General features: G+C 74.7%; 12 protein-coding genes and 1 pseudogene. 9 read left to right on the top strand and 4 right to left on the bottom strand.

The genetic code is table 11. From position 1 onward, the window contains the following. Window positions 1-17: 17 nt before the first annotated feature. From ACIPW5_RS13325 to ACIPW5_RS13315, 3 genes and pseudogenes are all read left to right on the top strand, one after another. A pseudogene (locus tag ACIPW5_RS13325) lies at window positions 18-1127 on the top strand (glycosyltransferase); the annotation flags it as partial. A gap of 446 nt (window positions 1128-1573) precedes the next feature. Next, a complete protein-coding gene (locus tag ACIPW5_RS13320; RefSeq protein WP_401244133.1) occupies window positions 1574-2263 on the top strand; it encodes a lipopolysaccharide biosynthesis protein in 690 nt (229 codons plus the stop codon). Continuing rightward, window positions 2260-3402: a GNAT family N-acetyltransferase gene (locus ACIPW5_RS13315; protein WP_401244132.1), complete on the top strand. Its 1143-nt coding sequence runs from the start codon at window positions 2260-2262 to the stop codon at window positions 3400-3402. Before ACIPW5_RS13320 ends, ACIPW5_RS13315 begins: the two co-directional genes overlap by 4 nt. Window positions 3403-3413: 11 nt before the next feature. On the opposite strand, the gene ACIPW5_RS13310 is transcribed toward ACIPW5_RS13315, so the two are convergent. Beyond that, window positions 3414-5147 carry a glycosyl hydrolase gene (locus tag ACIPW5_RS13310; protein WP_401244131.1) on the bottom strand — a complete coding sequence of 578 codons (1734 nt, stop codon included), beginning with the start codon at window positions 5145-5147 and terminating at the stop codon, window positions 3414-3416. Between the two features lie 294 nt (window positions 5148-5441). On the opposite strand from ACIPW5_RS13310, the gene ACIPW5_RS13305 reads away from it, so the two are divergent. The 4 genes from ACIPW5_RS13305 to ACIPW5_RS13290 all read left to right on the top strand — a co-directional run bounded on the left by ACIPW5_RS13305 (window position 5442) and on the right by ACIPW5_RS13290 (window position 11007). Then, on the top strand, window positions 5442-6758 hold the full coding sequence (locus tag ACIPW5_RS13305; protein WP_401244129.1) for an ATP-grasp domain-containing protein: 1317 nt from the start codon (window positions 5442-5444) through the stop codon (window positions 6756-6758). 196 nt (window positions 6759-6954) lie between these two features. Next, window positions 6955-8244 carry an NAD(P)-binding domain-containing protein gene (locus tag ACIPW5_RS13300; RefSeq protein WP_401244127.1) on the top strand — a complete coding sequence of 430 codons (1290 nt, stop codon included), beginning with the start codon at window positions 6955-6957 and terminating at the stop codon, window positions 8242-8244. 424 nt (window positions 8245-8668) lie between these two features. Then, window positions 8669-10672, top strand: a complete 2004-nt coding sequence (locus ACIPW5_RS13295; protein ID WP_401244387.1) for a SpoIIE family protein phosphatase — start codon at window positions 8669-8671, stop codon at window positions 10670-10672. A gap of 158 nt (window positions 10673-10830) precedes the next feature. Then, the gene (locus ACIPW5_RS13290; RefSeq protein ID WP_401244126.1) at window positions 10831-11007 is read left to right on the top strand and encodes a hypothetical protein; all 177 of its coding nucleotides are present in this window, start codon (window positions 10831-10833) and stop codon (window positions 11005-11007) included. A 37-nt stretch (window positions 11008-11044) separates the two neighbouring features. Here ACIPW5_RS13290 and ACIPW5_RS13285 read toward each other — a convergent pair whose 3' ends face one another. Next, the gene (locus tag ACIPW5_RS13285; protein WP_401244124.1) at window positions 11045-11485 is read right to left on the bottom strand and encodes a DUF6299 family protein; all 441 of its coding nucleotides are present in this window, start codon (window positions 11483-11485) and stop codon (window positions 11045-11047) included. A 172-nt stretch (window positions 11486-11657) separates the two neighbouring features. Between ACIPW5_RS13285 and ACIPW5_RS13280 the strand changes: the two genes are divergently transcribed. Then, window positions 11658-12290 carry a DUF4352 domain-containing protein gene (locus tag ACIPW5_RS13280; RefSeq protein ID WP_401244122.1) on the top strand — a complete coding sequence of 211 codons (633 nt, stop codon included), beginning with the start codon at window positions 11658-11660 and terminating at the stop codon, window positions 12288-12290. A gap of 56 nt (window positions 12291-12346) precedes the next feature. Further along, window positions 12347-12838: a DUF5949 family protein gene (locus tag ACIPW5_RS13275; protein ID WP_401244120.1), complete on the top strand. Its 492-nt coding sequence runs from the start codon at window positions 12347-12349 to the stop codon at window positions 12836-12838. Between the two features lie 110 nt (window positions 12839-12948). Here ACIPW5_RS13275 and ACIPW5_RS13270 read toward each other — a convergent pair whose 3' ends face one another. Further along, entirely contained in the window at window positions 12949-14202 is a 1254-nt protein-coding gene (locus ACIPW5_RS13270; RefSeq protein WP_401244118.1) for a cytochrome P450, read from the bottom strand. 75 nt (window positions 14203-14277) lie between these two features. Next, window positions 14278-15450 carry a low temperature requirement protein A gene (locus tag ACIPW5_RS13265; protein WP_401244116.1) on the bottom strand — a complete coding sequence of 391 codons (1173 nt, stop codon included), beginning with the start codon at window positions 15448-15450 and terminating at the stop codon, window positions 14278-14280. Between the last annotated feature and the right edge of the window lie 88 nt (window positions 15451-15538).

Raw genomic sequence — 15538 nt, 5'->3', positions numbered from 1 at the left:
CGGCGGACCTCGCGGGCGTGCGCGCCCTGCACGTCATCACCGGCCTGGGCGTCGGCGGCGCCGAACAGCAGCTGCGGCTGCTGCTGCGGCACATGCCGATGCCCTGCGACGTGCTCACGCTGACCAACCCCGGCCCCGTCGCCGAGGGGTTGCGGGCCGACGGGGTCCGCGTCGTGCACCTGGGCATGCGCGGCAACCGCGACCTCGGCGCACTCCCGAGGCTGGTCCGGTTCATCCGGCGCGGCCGCTACGACCTCGTCCACACCCACCTCTACCGGGCCTGCGTGTACGGGCGCCTCGCGGCCCGGCTCGCCGGCGTCCCGGCCACGGTGGCCACCGAACACTCCCTCGGCGAGGGCGAGATCGAGGGCCGCCCGCTCACCGGCGGGGTGCGCGCCCTCTACCTGGCGAGCGAACGGTTCGGTGCGGCCACCGTCGCCGTCTCCGACACCGTCGCCGCCCGGCTGGCGGGGTGGGGCGTGCCCGCCGCCCGGGTGCACGTGGTCCCGAACGGGATCGAGGCCGCCCGCTTCCGCTTCGACGAGCGCGTACGCCGCGCCGCCCGGGCCCGGACCGGGCTGCCCGAACGCGCCTTCGTGGTGGGTGGGGTGGGGCGCCTGGTGCCGGGCAAGCGGTTCGACGTACTCGTGCGGGCCGTCGCGGCACTTCCCGGCGCGCACCTGCTGCTGGCCGGGGACGGCCCCGAACGGGCCGCGCTGCGGCTGCTCGCCGCCGAACTGGGCGCCCAGAGCCGGATCCACCTGCTCGGCGAGCGCGACCCGCTCGGCGACAGCCCCGACGGGCGCACCCCCGGGATCCCCGCCCTGCTGGCCGCCATGGACGTCTTCGTCTCCCCGTCGCGGGAGGAGGCGTTCGGGCTCGCCGTCGTCGAGGCGCTGGCCGCCGGACTGCCCGTGCTGCACGTGACCTGCCCCGCCATCGACGACCTCCCCGCCGACCAGGCCCCGGGAGCCCGGCGGATCGGCACCGGCACGGAGGAACTGGTCGCCGCCCTGCGCGGGCACATGGAAGCGGGCGCGCGCCGGCTCCCGCCGCCCCCGGTGGTGCGCCGGTACGACATCGCGCGCACCGCCGCGCAGCTGCTGGACGTGTACGCCCTCGCGCTGTCCGCGCCGGGGGAGGGGGCCGGTGCGGCTCCGGCGGGGGCCGCCGCGGACGCGCGGGGCGGGGCCGGGGCGGCGGGGTCCGGGGCGTTGCCCGGCCCGTCCGCCGCGACCGGCCCCGCCGCGTCCGGGGCGGCCGTGCCGGGGCCCGCGCCCGGGGTGCGCCCGCAGGACGCCGCGCCCGTGCCCGCGCCCGTGCCCGGCCCGGCGGGCGGTCCGCAGGACCCCGCGCCCGTCCCCGGTCCCGCGGGCGGTCCGCGCGAGCCCGGGACCGCGCCGGCCGCGGACCCCGGACCCCTGACTCCCCCAGCCCCCGCTGGGAGGTGCCCCCAGGCGGGGCCGGCCCTCGCCGAACCCGGCGGGGACGGCTGATCCCCCCTCGCTCCACCCCCGGCCAGGGGAACGGCCGGGACCGCACGAACCCCCCTCCACCCAGGAAGGCACCGCACATGGCCGACACCCCCGACCAGAAGAAGTCCGACCACCGCTCGGAGCGCAAGCGCCGGCTCCTGCCGCCGCCCGCCTGGTGGCCGCTGCCCGCCTGCGCCCTGCTCGGACTGGCGGCGGGCGGCGCGTACGGGGTGCTCAAGGCCCCCGAGTACGCCGCCACCAGCTACGTCGTGGCCGTACCGAACGAGACCACCGAGCCGGCCACCGCCCTCGGCTTCGCCCAGGCCTACGGCCGGATCGCGACCAGCAGTTCCACCCTCGCCTACGCCCAGCCCCGCGCCGGCATCAGCGCCCAGCGGCTGCGCACCCAGGTCCGCGCCGAGACCTCCCCCGACTCCCCGATGATCGCCATCACCGGCACCTCGAAGAGCCCCTCCGAGGCCGCCGACGTCGCCAACGCCGTCGCCGACGCACTCTCGCTGAGCAGCAACCAGGCCGCGAAGAACACCGGCGTACAGCTGCTCCTGTTCAACCAGGCCGTCGCGCCCAGCGACCCGGCCTCCCCGTCCGCCCCCGTCAGCGGCGCCGTCGGACTGTGTGCCGGCGGGCTCCTCGGCGGGCTGTGGCTGCTGGCCCGCCCGGGCCGCCGCAAGGAGCGGGCGGCGGGCCGCCCGGCCGTGGAGGAGTACGCCTCGCTGCCCGCCCAGGGCGAGCACACCGAGACCAAGGAGAAGGAGTCCGTGCGATGACGCAGGGCTCCGCCGGGGCCCTGACGGTGACGCTGTGCCGAGACCCCCGGCAGTTCGCCGCGCTGGAGGAGTCCTGGAACCGGCTCGTCCGGAACTGCCCCACCGCCACCCCCTTCCAGAGCCACGCCTGGCTCCACTCCTGGTGGCTGTCGTACGGGAAGGACGGCCGGCTCCGGATCCTGCTCGTGCGGCGCGGGGAGGAACTGGTCGGCGCGGCCGCGTTGATGCTCGTACACCGGCCGCTGCCGCGGCTGGTGCCGCTCGGCGGGCCGATCACCGACTACTTCGACGTGCTCGTCGCCGCCGAGTACGCGGACCAGGTCGTCCCGGCGATGGCCAACGGGCTGCACCGGGCCGCCCGCGCCGCCGTCGTCGACCTGCGCGAGGTGCGCCCGGGGGCCGCCGCGGAGGCGCTGTACGAGGCCTGGCCCGGGGTGGCCGCGAAGGCCGCCGACTCCACCTGCATGGAGCTGCCCGCACTGCCCTTCGACCAGCTCGTCAAGCGGATGCCCGCCTCCGGCGCGCAGCGCGTGCGGGCCAAGCTGCGCAAGACGGACGCCGCCGGGATCGAGGAGCACGAGGTCACCGAGCGGGAGGTGCCGCAGGCCGTGCGCACCCTGCTGCGGCTCCACGAGAAGCAGTGGCGGGGCCGCGGGGTGACGCCCGAGCACCTGAGGCCCCGCTTCGCCGAGCACCTGACCCGGGCCACCCGGCGGATGGTGCGGGCGGGGGAGGGCCGGCTGACCGAGTTCCGGCTGGACGGGAAGGTGGTGGCGTCCAACGTGACGCTGCTGTCGGCCGCGCTGAGCGGCGGCTACCTGTACGGGGCCGACCCGGACCTGCGGGAGCGGAAGGTGGACGTCGCGACGCTGCTGCTGCGCTACGAGGCGGGCCGGGCGCTGCAGGAGGGCCGGCCGGTGGTGAGCTTCCTGCGCGGCAACGAGCCGTACAAGAACCACTGGCGGCCCGAGACGGTGGTCAACCAGCGCCTGCTGCTGGCCACGCACGCGCTCGCGCCCCTGCTGCGGCTGCACGAGTCGCAGATCACGGGGCGCGAGCGGGCGGTGGACGCGCTGCGCGAGGCGCTGCCGGCCGCCCGGGACTGGCGGGCGCGGCTGAACGAACTGCGGGTCCGATGACCCGTCCCCGTCTAGAAGGGCCAGAAGCCGGAGTCCTTGCCCCAGTCGAAGCGGAAGCAGAGCGACTGGTTGCCGAAGATGCCGTTCAGCCACCCTCCGAAGTCGAGCGGGAGGCACCACTGCCTGCTGTCGTTGGGCTGGGGCTTCGGTTCGGGTTTCGGCTCGGGCTTGGGTTCGGGCCGGGGTGCGAGCGGGCTCGGGGACAGCACCGGGGGCACGGGCGACGTGACCGCCGGCGACGGCTCCGGGGACGGCCCGGGCGGGAGCGTGACCTCCGGGGACGGGGTGACGGGCACCGGCTCGGGGAGGGCCGGCGTGGGCTCGGCGGGCGCCGGAGCGGGGTCGACCGGTACCGGGTCGACGGGTGCGGGGCCGACCGGCGGCACGGAGGCCTCGGGAGCGGGGGGCTGCGGGGCGGGGACGTCGGGCTTGGGGACCTCCGGCTCGGGGGCTTCGGGCTTGGGGAGCTCGGGCTTGGGGAGCTCGGGCTTGGGGAGGTCCGGCTTCGGGACGTCCGGCTTCGGAGCCTCGGGCTTGGGCGCCTCCGGCTTCGGGACGTCGGGCTTGGGCGCCTCGGGCTTGGGCAGCTCGGGCTTCGGGAGTTCGGGCTTCGGGAGTTCCGGCTTGGGCAGCTCCGGCTTGGGGACCACCGGCGTCGGCAACGGCGGGGTCGGGACCTGGGGCGTCGGGAGGTCCGGCTTGGGGACCACCGGGGGCGTCGGGACCACGGGCGGCGTCGGGACCACGGGCGGGGTCGGCTCGGACGGCCGGTGCTCGCCCATCGCCTCGCGGAAGACCTTCGCCGACTGCGGGTTCTGCTTGCACCGCCAGACGCCGTGCGGGCAGTAGTCGGTGATGGTGTGGTAGAGCGGCTTGTGCTGGTCGATCCACTTCAGCATCTTCCGGACGTACTCCGGGTTGTCCCCGTTCCGGAACAGCCCCCACTCCGGGTACGAGATCCGCTTGCCGTGTGCCTTCGCGAAGTCGACGTGCTGCTGGAGCCCGTACGGCTGGCTGACGTGCTCCTCGAAGGTCCGTCCCGGACCCTGGTCGTACGTGTCCATCCCGATGACGTCGACGACGTCGTCGCCCGGGTAGCACTTGGTCCAGCCGATCGCGTCCGTCCCCCGGTTGGGGGCGAAATCGAACGTGAACCGCTGTCCGGGGACGGACCGCATCGTGGTGACGATGCGCTTCCAGTACTTCTTCCAGTTCTCCGGGTCGGGCCCGCAGCGGTGGGTGTACGTGGTGCCGTTCATCTCCCAGCCGAGCACGATCACGGTGTCCGGGACGCCCAGGGCCACCAGCCGCTCGGCGAGCTTGTGGAAGTGCCGGTCGTACTGGCCCTCCGCGCCCGCCCGGATCAGCTGGACCACCTGCCAGTCGGGCACCCGGTCCTCGTTGCGGGCCTGCATGGGCACGTTGAGCACGAACATCCGGTCGTCCTCGGCCCTGCGCCACTCCGCCCAGTCCGCGAGGAAGTCCACGCCGCCCTCGATGCCCGGCCACTGGTCGCCGGGGAGATAGGTGTGCCCGACCCGGATCTCCCTGCCGCCGAGCCAGTGCGACAGGTAGGGGATGCGGGCCACTCCGGGCGGCCCGTAGCCGAGGTAGGCGCCCACGGCGGTGTCGGAACCCCTGGGGGATTCGTCGTCCGGGGCCGCGAGCGCGGCTCCGGTGGCGAGCAGCCCGGCCGTGACCGTGCCGACGCAGGTACTCACCAGGCGGTGGCGTGGTCTGGGCATGGCGTCTCCCGAGCTATCGCGAACCGGTGTGCTTGCACAAGACGTTAGGCATCAGATCTGACGAATGGCCTGTCCGGTGGCCGCTGGGTAGGCCATTCGCAGGTGCGCATCCTCTCCGCTTGGTCCGACTAGGTGAAAGACACCGTTCCCATGAACGCGTTCGACGGCCGTGTGCCCGCTGTTCTGCTCAGACTCGATCGGAATCCGTTCCACCACGGAACCCTCGGCGCCGTCAGATCCCTTGGGCGCAAGGGCGTGGAGGTCCATGCCGTCGTCGAAGCCGGGGGAGGTCCCGTGGGGCGTTCGCGCTACTTGCGCGCCGTGCACGCCGGTCCCGAGGGCGGAATCGATCCGGAGGAGCCCGAGCCGCTGCTGGAGTGCCTGGTCGGCGTGTCGGAGCGGATCGGGCGGCCCGCGGTGCTCGTGGCCATGGACGACATGAGCGCGATCGCCGTGTCCCGGGTCGCGCCGATGCTGACGGACCGTTTCCGGATCCCCCATCAGCCCGACGACCTGCCCGCCCGGGTGGCGGACAAGGCCGAGCTGTCGCGGCTGTGCGCCCGCTGGGGCGTCCCGCACCCGGAGACGGTGATCCCGGCCAGCGGCGAGGAGGCCGCGCGGGCCGCGTGGCGGCTCGGGCTGCCGGTGGTGGCGAAGTGGAGCCGGCCGTGGCTGCTGCCGGCGGGCGCCGGGCTGCGGAGCACCGTCCTGGTCAACACGGCCGCCGACGCACGCCGGTTGTACGAACGCTCCGACGAGGCCGGGAGCCGGCTGCTGCTCCAGCGGTTCCTGCCCGCGGGGCCGGACACCGACTGGTTCTTCCACGGGGCCTTCGCCCGGGGCGGCCGGCCGCTCCTGGCCGGCTCGGGCCGCAAGGAGCTGTCCTGGCCGGTGCGGACCGGGCTGACGGCGGTGGGGCGCTGGCTGCCGGACCCGGCGGTGGAGGAGTCGGCGCTGCGGCTCGCGGAGCGGCTCGGCTACCAGGGGATCCTGGACCTCGACTTCCGCCGGGACGAGTGCGGCACGTTCCGGCTGGTGGACTTCAACCCGCGTCCGGGGGCGCAGTTCAGGCTGTTCGCCGACGACTCGGGGCTGGACGTGGTCCAGGCCGTGTACCTGGACCTGACGGGTCAGCGGGTGCCGACGCCGGCGGGCGGACCCGGGCGGGTCTTCGTGGCGGAGAACTATGCGCTGCTGGCCGCGGTACGGGGCCGCACGCTGCCGCGCCGCGCCGCCGCCGGGCCGGCCGGTCCCACCGTGGCGGGTCCGGCGGAGACCGCGCCCGGGGCGGGTGGCCGCGACGCGCGGCCCGGCCCGGTCCGGGTGCTGCCGCGCGGGGAACGGGCGCGGGTGGAGGCGGCCTGGTTCGCCCCCGACGACCTGCGGCCGTTCCTGGCGATGCTCGGGGCCTTCCTGGGGCGCGGCTTCGGCAAGGGGGCGCGCGTGCTGCGAGGTGTCCCCGCGCAGGGGCGGCGTACGGTCCGCGCGGTGCGGACCCCGCGCCAGCGCGGCGGCGAACGGCCGTGGCCGGGCTCCCGGCCCCCCGGCCCGGCGGCGGGCGAGGCCCCGCCGGGGGCGTCGGCGGAGCCGGACGAGCTGGTGAGCCGGTGAGCCGGTGAGCCGGTGAGCGGTGAGCCGGTGACGCTCCGGGGGCGGTGACACCCCGGTGGTGCGGTGGTGCGGTGACGCCGTGACATGTGACGCGGCGTCGTGATCCGGCGTGGCGCGGCGCGGTGACGGGGTGTCGTGGAGTCCCGGCGGCTCGGCGACGTGGTGACTCGGTGGCGATCTGGTGGAAGGAGTGGCCGTGAGGCGGACGGACGATCTCGTGGTGGTCGGCGCCGGCCCGTACGGGCTGTCGATCGCCGCGCACGCGGCGGCGGCCGGGCTCGGGGTACGGGTGCTGGGCCGGCCCATGGCGTCCTGGCGGGACCACATGCCCGAGGGCATGTACCTGAAATCGGAGCCCTGGTCCTCCAACCTCTCCGCGCCCGGCGGCCGCTACACCCTGGCCGACTACTGCGCCACCCGGGGCCTGGCCGCCGAGCACGGCAGCCCGCTGCCCATCGGGACCTTCAGCGCGTACGGGCTCTGGTTCGCCCGGCACGCCGGCCTGCCCGGAGTGGAGGAGGCCACCGTCACCGAGGTGACCCCGCAGGGCGACGGCTTCCTCGTCCGCACCGCCGAGGGGCCCCCGCTGCTCGCCCGTACGGTGGCCCTGGCCGTCGGGGTGATGCCCTTCGTCCACTACCCCGAGCCGCTGGCCGGGCTGCCCCCGGGCCACTACTCGCACAGCAGCGGCCACCGCGATCTGTCCCGCTTCGCCGGGCAGGAGGTCGCCGTACTGGGTGCCGGGCAGGCCGCGCTGGAGACGGCCGCGCTGCTCGCCGAGGCGGGGGCCCGGCCGTCCCTGGTGGCCCGGCGGTCCCGGCTGAACTGGAACACCGTCCCGCAGCCGCTGGAGCGTCCGCTGGCCCGGGCCCTGCGCGAGCCGCACAGCGGTCTCGGCACCGGCTGGCGCAGCTGGGTGTGGGCGGAGCTGCCGTGGGCGGTGCGGCGGCTGCCCGCGCCGACGCGGGAGCGGATCGCCGCCACGGCGCTGGGGCCCGCCGGGGCGTGGTGGCTGCGGGACCGCTTCGAGCGGCGGGTGCCCGCGCTGATGGGGCACCGGATCACCCGGGCGGTGGCGGCGGGCGGCGGCCGTACCCGGCTCGGGCTGACCACGGCGGCCGGGGAGTCCCTCGTGCTGGACACCGCGCACGTGATCGCGGCGACCGGGTTCACCCCCCGGCTGGACCGGCTGGAGCTGCTCGACGCGCGCCTGCGGGACGCGCTGGCCACCGTGGGCGACAGCGGCACGCCGGAGCTGAGCGCGGGCTTCGAGTCCTCCTGGCCGGGGCTGTTCTTCGCGGGGCTGCTGACGGCTCCCTCATTCGGACCTTCCATGCGATTCGTGCACGGCGCGGGGTTCACGGCGGGGAGACTGGTGAAGGGAGTCCGCAAGCGCCTCGGCGCCCGGGGTCCGCTGCCGGGCTCCTCCGGTGCTGCCCGGCCGGTCCGGGCCGCCGCCGGGCGACCGGAGACGTATCGACGCTGAGATCCACCTGAGAGGGGTCCGCGATGGGCGCGGAGCGAGCACAGGGCGGCCGTGGCTGGGTGCGCATCCCCGCCAGCCGCGGGGAACAGCCCACGGCCCGGACGGCCGCGGGCCAGCCGTCGTGGACGAGCGCGGGCCAGCCGCCCCGGTCGGCGGCCGGCACACCGTACGGATGGCGGTCCTCCGGCCCTTTCGGGGCCGGCGACCACCCCTCGATCTACCTCTCCCTCGTCAAGCGGTGGCGGGAGGCCGGGCGCACCCTTCCGGGGCATCCTGACGAGGAGTGGGAGCGGCTCGTCTCCCAGCCGTGCTGGCCAGGCCGTTAGGTGGTGTGTCTCTCGTGGCAGCGGCGGACCGAGACGAACCGGAACGAGGTGCTCCAGGGCCGGTGACGGGCCCCGGGGAGCGGCTCGCGCTCAACGGCATGGGCAGCTTCGAATGGGACCTGGACGCGGGCACCCTCGCCCTGGACGAGGCGGGCCTGGCCGTCTTCGACCTGGAGGCGTCCGAGTTCGACCACACCCCCGCGAGCCTCGGCGTGCGGATCCCGCCGGACGACGCGGCCCGGCTCTCGGACACCGTGACGGCGGTACTGGAGGCCGGCGGGTCGACGTACGGCTCGTACTTCACGGTGCGCCGGCGCGACGGCCGCGACCAGTGGACCCACACCACCGGCCGGGTCCTGCGCGACGACGACGGCCGGCCCGTGCGGATCGCCGGGATCGTCCGCGACGCCACCGCCGAGCTCGCCCACGCGACGGTGCTGCGGAGGCTGGAGAGCGCCCGCACCCAGCAGGCCGCCATCGTGCAGCGCACCACCGAGGCCCTGTCGCGGGCGGTGACCGTCGACGACGTGACGGCCGCCCTGACCGGGGCGGGCGCACTGGAGCGGCTCGGCGCGGACGGCCTGGCGCTGGGCCTCGTGGAGAACGGCACCATCAAGATCATCGCGCTCAGCGGGGAGACCCTGGAGATCCTCAGCGAGCGCAGGTTCACCCGGCTGGACGGATCGCTGCCGCTCTCCCAGGCCATCCTCAGCCGGCAGGCGCGCTTCGTCACCTCGCTCACCGAACTCGCCGGCGAGTTCCCGCTGCTCGCCGACTACCTGAACCGCATCCACTACGACGCGGCCGCCTACCTCCCCCTGATCGCCCAGGCCAAGGCCATCGGCGGACTCGTGCTCTTCTACCGCCGGCGCACCGAGTTCAGCCCCGAGGAACGCAACCTCTGCCTCGGCCTCGCCGGCATCGTCGCCCAGTCCCTCCAACGGGCGCTCCTCTTCGACCAGGAACGCGAGTTCGCCACCGGCCTCCAGGCCGCCATGCTGCCCCGCCGCATCCCCGAGATCACCGGCGGGGAGATCGCCGTCCGCTACCACTCCGCCTGGAGCGGGCGCGAGGTCGGCGGCGACTGGTACGACGTGATCGCCCTGCCCCGCGACCGCGTCGGCATCGTCGTCGGCGACGTCCAGGGCCACGACACCCACGCCGCCGCCATCATGGGCCAGCTGCGCATCGCGCTCCGCGCCTACGCCGGCGAGGGCCACCCGCCCTCCACCGTCCTCGCGCGGGCCTCCCGCTTCCTCGCCGAACTCGACACCGAACGCTTCGCCACCTGCATGTACGCCCAGGTCGACCTGGAGACCGGGGGCGTACGGGCCGTCCGCGCCGGCCACCTCGGCCCGCTGATCCGCCACACGGACGGCCGAACCGGCTGGCCCAACGTCCGCGGCGGCCTCCCCCTCGGCGTGGCCTCGACCTTCGAGCAGGAGGACTTCCCCGAGACCCGCCTCGACCTGGTGCCCGGCGAAACGCTCGTGCTGTGCACCGACGGGCTCGTCGAGGAACCCGGCACCGCCATCACCGCCGGCATGGACGCCCTCGCCCACGCCGTCCGCAGCGGCCCGAAGGGCGCCGGGGCCCTCGCCGACCACCTCCTCGACCGGCTCTGGGAGCGCTGGGGCTCCGGCGACGACGTGGCCCTGCTCGTCCTGCGGCGCGCCCCGGACCCCGGCACCCACCGGGCGCCGCGGATCCACCAGTACGTCCACCAGGCCGACCCCGAGGGCCTGTCCGAGGCCCGCTACGCCCTGCGGCAGGCCCTGCGCGACTGGGGCATGGCCGAACTCGCCGACGACGTCGAGCTCGCGGCGGGGGAGCTGCTGGTCAACGCCCTCCTGCACACCGACGGCGGGGCGGTGCTGACCATGGAGGTGCTGCCCGAGCCGGTGCGGCGGATCCGGCTGTGGGTCAAGGACCGCTCCAGCGTGTGGCCGCGCCGGCGCACCCCGGGCGAGGCGGCCACCACGGGGCGCGGGCTGCTGCTGGTGGACGCCCTGGCCACGCACTGGGGGGTGGAGTCCCGGGGCGACGGGAAGGCCGTCTGGTGCGAGTTCGACGCCGGGGGCACCCCGCGCGGCACCGGGTGACGGCCCGGCGGACGGCCCCGGCGACGGCCGGGCGACGGCCGGGCGACGGCCGGGCGACGGGGGCGCGGCGTGACCGGGTGGTCACGCCGGGTTGCGGGGTCCGGGGTCCGGGGTGATGATGCGGCCATGAAACCGATGCGTGGCATTCGGATCGAGCCGTGCGCCGACTGAACCGGGGCGCTGCCACGGGCATCGCGGCGACGCTCGTGGCACTGCTGCTGGCGGCCGGGGGACAGGTTCTGGCGGACCGGACGACGGGGCGCCCCCATACGGCCCCCAGCTGCCGGACGGTCGCGTTCATGTCGATGACGGGCGTCGCCCCGGAGTGCCGGTAGCGGCGGCCACCGGACCTCGCGGGCGTGCCACCCCCGACTACCGGCGCCCGACGACCTTGATGGCCCGGCTGTCCTGGGCGACCGTGTCGATCCCGCGCGGCATCAGGCCGCCCGAGAAGTGGATCTCCTGGAGCTCCGCGACGGCCCTGGCGTCGCCCTCGTGGATCCCCCCGTTGAGCGGGCTGCCGGCCACCCACTCGTGCTCGGCGCCGTCACAGACGACCTCGCCCGCGCCGATGCTCAGCCGGGTGCCGTCCTGGACGACGGTGGCCTTGATCTGAACCGCCCCCGAGGGTGACGCGGCCTCGCAGTGGTAGGTGCCGGAAAGGGTGATCTCGCCCTTCTCGTTGATGTGGGCTTCCGACCGTACGGAAATTCCCTGATGGAAAACGGTGGCGTGGGCGGTGGCCGTGAACAGGGCGGTCGCGGCCAGTGCGGAGAAGGCCCCGAGGGCCATTCGGCGGGCGGGTGTGCGCATGGTGTCTCCAGGTGGGTGCGGGTGGCGGTATTCCACCGGAACGCATTGTGCTGGCAATGGGCGGACGACTCGGTCCGCGCGCACTCGTGTCGGTGTGTGCAATTCCCCGCTCGGGCGCGTGAGACTGGCCGGAAATACTCCCCGCCCCGAAGATCCCCGAAGGGGTTCCCGCATGCGTCAGCCCGCCTCCGTCTCCGCCTCGGTCTCCGTCCTCGCCGCCGCCGCCCTGATGCCCTTCCTGCTGCTCACCGCCACCGCCTGCCAGAGCGCCCCCGAGGGGGCGGCGCTCGCCCCCGCCGCGGCGCCCGCCGTCCCGGTCGACGACGGAGCACCCGGCGCCGACGAGGACCCCGCCGCCCAGGACCGGGCCGGAGCGGCGCCCGCCAGGGCGAAGGACGCCCATGTGGGTGACTCCGTACGGGTGCAAGGCCACGAGGTGGGCCGGCACCTCCAGGTGGTGCTCGGCGCGTTCGTGGACCCGGCCGTCAGCGTCGAACCGAACTACCAGCCGCCCGCCGGGAAGCGCTGGGTGGCCGCCTCGATGTCCTTCGTCAACGTCGGCGGGGCCTCGTACGGGGCACTCGGGCGCATGTGGGCGTACGACGGCGCGGGCAAGCGCCACCCGGTGGTGCGCACCGGTGAACTGACGACCGGCAAACCGCTCGTCTTCGATTCCCTCGCGGTCGGCGAGCGGGCCGAGGGATGGGTCGTGTTCGAAATTCCGGAAAACCAGAAGATCGTGCGGCTCCAGTACCAGGACGCGAACATGCAGGCGAATTCCGGAGGGGGATTCTGGTCGGTCTAGCCCGCGCGGGTGAAAGGCCGTGAAAGGCCCCGGCGCCGGAGCACTAAGGTGCGCGCATGACTTCTACGCACGCCGAAATCGACCGCAACCGGCTCGGCACCCTTTCCGTGCTCGCCTGGATCGGCGACCCCGCCGAGGGCCACGACATCCCCTACCTGCTCGCCTACACCCTCGGTGACGGGCCGGGGGGCCGGGAGGGGACCGAGGAGGCCGCCCGCGGGCTGCTGCAGGAGATGGGCCTGGGCATCGGCGACATGGTGAACGGGGCCGACAGGCCGCAGAAGTTCGACGTGAAGATCGTCCTCGCGGACAACCAGGTCGCGCTGACCCTGCCCGGCCTGAACGCCACCTGCACCGCCCCCGACGAGTGGGTCGCCGCGGCCACCGAGAGCGGCCAGGCCTACTTCCTGTTCGCCACCCGCGCCTGGCCCGAGGCCGTCCCCGGCAAGCCGGTCAGCCCCGAACTCCTCCAGGCCTTCGCCGGCGACGAAGGGGTGCTGACCAGCAGCGCCCACTGCATCGTCGCCGTCCAGAGCCTCCAGCGCTGACGCCGGCACCGACGCCGGCCCGAGTCCGCGGCAGCCGCCGCCGCGCCTGCGGCGGCCGCCGTGCCCCGGCCGCCGGGCTCCCAGCCTGCCCGGCGGCCGGCCCCCGCACATCAGGGGCTTTCGAAGGCGAACCGCAGCGAGCGGACCCGGTTGTCGAAGTTCGAACCCGCCAGATCGGGCAGACCCACCGCACGCAGCCCCACCGGCCGGGTGAGCAGCTCACGGAAGAGCGCCTTCATCTCCACCCGGGCCAGATGGGCCCCCAGGCAGAAGTGCGGTCCACCACCGCCGAACCCCAGGTGCGGATTGGGGGAGCGGGTGATGTCGAACGCATCCGGGTCGGGGAAGACCGCCTCGTCCCGGTTGGCCGACGCGTAGTACAGCACCACCTTCTCCCCCGGCCGGAACAGCCGCCCGCCCAACTCGTGTTCGGCCGTCACCGTCCGACGGAACTGGATGATCGGCGTCGAGTGCCGGATCATCTCGTCCACCGCCCCGTCCGCGTACTTCTCGAAGTCCGACAGCAGCAGGTCCCGCTGCTCCGGGAAGTCCGTCAGCAGGCTCAGACCGTGACTGATGGCGTTCCGGGTCGTCTCCACCCCCGCCACCATCAGCAGACTGAAGAACGCCCCCAGCTGGCGGGCCCCGAGCGCCTGGCCGTCCACGTTCGCGCACACCAGGGCCGAGATCAGGTCGTCGGTGGGATTCCTGCGCCGCTCCCGCCCGATGCCCGCGACCATCCGCTGCATCCGGGCCAGGGCCCGCAGCCCGCGGCCGGGCATCCGCAGCCGGGCCGCCAGCCCCCGCTCCACACCGATGTTCTCCGAGGCGTGGTTGACCCGGTCCGCGATCTCCGCACGGTAGTGCTCCGGGATGCCCATCATGTTGCAGATGACCTCCAGCGGCAGCCGCGAGGACACCGCCGAGACGAACTCGTCCGGACGCTCGGCCAGCACGTCGTCCACGATCCGGGCCGCCACCGCGTGGATGTCCTCCTCGGCCGCCGCCAGCAGCCGCGGCGTGAACGCCCGCTGCACGATCTTCCGCAGCTGTGCATGGTCCGGGCCGTCCAGGTTGACCATGGAATCCCCGAACAGCGCCCGCACCCACCGGGCCGGCTCCGGTGTCGTGACCCCGGGCGCGCTCGCGAACACCCTCGGCAGCCGGCTCGCCTCCTGCACGTCGGCGTGCCGCACGAGCGCCCAGTGGCCACCCCCCTCCGGGACGAACACCGGGGAGTCCAGCGCACGCAGCCGCGCGAACACCGCGAGCCGCTCGCCGGGCGGCCGCTGCCAGAAACCCGGCTCGGCCAGTTCCCCTCCGGGGTCCGTCCCGGAGCCGTGCCGCTGTGGGGGGAGTGTCATGGGGCTGTCTCTTCCTGTCGCCGTTCCGCTGAGCTGCTGAACGGATCCGGGGCCGCGGGAGTGACGGCCCGGGCCTCAGACTTCGCCGCCGGAGCCGGCGGAGACCCCGCCGCGCACCGCCAGCGTCATGCCGACCACCACCGCGGCCGTCGCGACCAGCCCCGCGTACAAGACCGCGTACGAACCCGCCCACGTACAGGCGAGCAGCGCCAGCGCGGACACCGGCAGCACCAGCTGCTGCGCCACGCCCCGCTTGAAGTGCCGGGAGTGCAACACCCACACCATCAGCAGGAACAGCGCCGACGGAACCGTCACGGCCGCGTTCGCGGCGACCTGCGAGATGTGCGCCTTCCCCACCGCGTACTCCACCGCCACCTCGATGCCCGCACCGATCGCCGCACCCGAAGCGAAGATCAGCAGATGGCCGTAGCCCCACGGGAGCGCCTCCCGGTTGGAGTTCAGCCGCTCGTGCATCGGCACCGCGAAGTAGATCCACCACGCCGCGAAGACGATCAGCAGCCCGCCCGCCGCGATGGGCAGCAGCACGTCCAGCGCCTCGTGCTCCTCCAGCGCCGACTTCACCGCCACCGTGCTCGCCGCGATGGTCTCGCCCAGCACGATGATGGTGAACAGGCCGTAGCGCTCCACGATGTGATGCGCGTGCCAGGGCGTCTGGTGCCCCCGCTCCGCCAGCACCGGAACCATCAGCTCGGCCGCCACCAGCACCAGGAACAGCCACCGCTTCGCACCCTCCGGAGCGAACAGCAGCCCCACCCAGCCCGCCTGACAGATCACCAGGCCCGCCGCGTACTTCAGTGCCGCCGTACGCGCCGCACCGCTCTCCCCGGCCGCCGCACGCAGCCACTGCGCCGTCAGCGCCACACGCATGATCAGGTAGCCGATGACGGCCACCGTCCAGTCGTTCTCGTCGAAGGCCTGGCTCACCCCCGCCGCGTAGACCAGCACACCGGCGATCTGCACCAGCGTCGCGACCCGGTACGGCACGTCGTCGCAGTCGTAGGCGGAGGCGAACCACGTGAAGTTCATCCACGCCCACCACACCCCGAAGAAGACGAAGAAGTAGCCCACCACCCCGGCCCCCGGATGGCCCTCCGCCAGCGCGTGCACCAGCCGCGCCCCCGCCTGGGCGATCGCGACGACGAAGCAGAGGTCGAAGAACAGCTCCAGCGAGGTCGCCGTCCGGTGCCCCTCGTCGCGGCTGCGGGCGGTCATCGGTACGTACGTCATACCGCCCAGCACACCAGGGCCCGGTCCCCCGACCTGCGAGGCGCGCGGCCGACGGCCCCCGGGTACCCCGGGCGGACTCGTACCGGCC

Origin of the sequence: Streptomyces sp. NPDC090077 (assembly GCF_044747545.1) — a bacterium.
Classification (GTDB): Bacteria; Actinomycetota; Actinomycetes; order Streptomycetales; family Streptomycetaceae; genus Streptomyces.
The sequence above is the reverse complement of the archived record's forward strand: the minus strand, read 5'-3'. Positions and strand labels throughout refer to the sequence as shown.

What these genes read in the sequence shown, in the direction of transcription:
- ACIPW5_RS13320 (WP_401244133.1), top strand. Translation starts at nt 1,574, where the DNA reads ATGGCCGACACCCCCGACCAGAAGAAGTCCGACCACCGCTCGGAGCGC.
- ACIPW5_RS13315 (WP_401244132.1), top strand. Translation starts at nt 2,260, where the DNA reads ATGACGCAGGGCTCCGCCGGGGCCCTGACGGTGACGCTGTGCCGAGAC.
- ACIPW5_RS13310 (WP_401244131.1), bottom strand. Translation starts at nt 5,147, where the DNA reads ATGCCCAGACCACGCCACCGCCTGGTGAGTACCTGCGTCGGCACGGTC.
- ACIPW5_RS13295 (WP_401244387.1), top strand. Translation starts at nt 8,669, where the DNA reads ATGGGCAGCTTCGAATGGGACCTGGACGCGGGCACCCTCGCCCTGGAC.
- ACIPW5_RS13285 (WP_401244124.1), bottom strand. Translation starts at nt 11,485, where the DNA reads ATGCGCACACCCGCCCGCCGAATGGCCCTCGGGGCCTTCTCCGCACTG.
- ACIPW5_RS13280 (WP_401244122.1), top strand. Translation starts at nt 11,658, where the DNA reads ATGCGTCAGCCCGCCTCCGTCTCCGCCTCGGTCTCCGTCCTCGCCGCC.
- ACIPW5_RS13275 (WP_401244120.1), top strand. Translation starts at nt 12,347, where the DNA reads ATGACTTCTACGCACGCCGAAATCGACCGCAACCGGCTCGGCACCCTT.
- ACIPW5_RS13270 (WP_401244118.1), bottom strand. Translation starts at nt 14,202, where the DNA reads ATGACACTCCCCCCACAGCGGCACGGCTCCGGGACGGACCCCGGAGGG.
- ACIPW5_RS13265 (WP_401244116.1), bottom strand. Translation starts at nt 15,450, where the DNA reads ATGACGTACGTACCGATGACCGCCCGCAGCCGCGACGAGGGGCACCGG.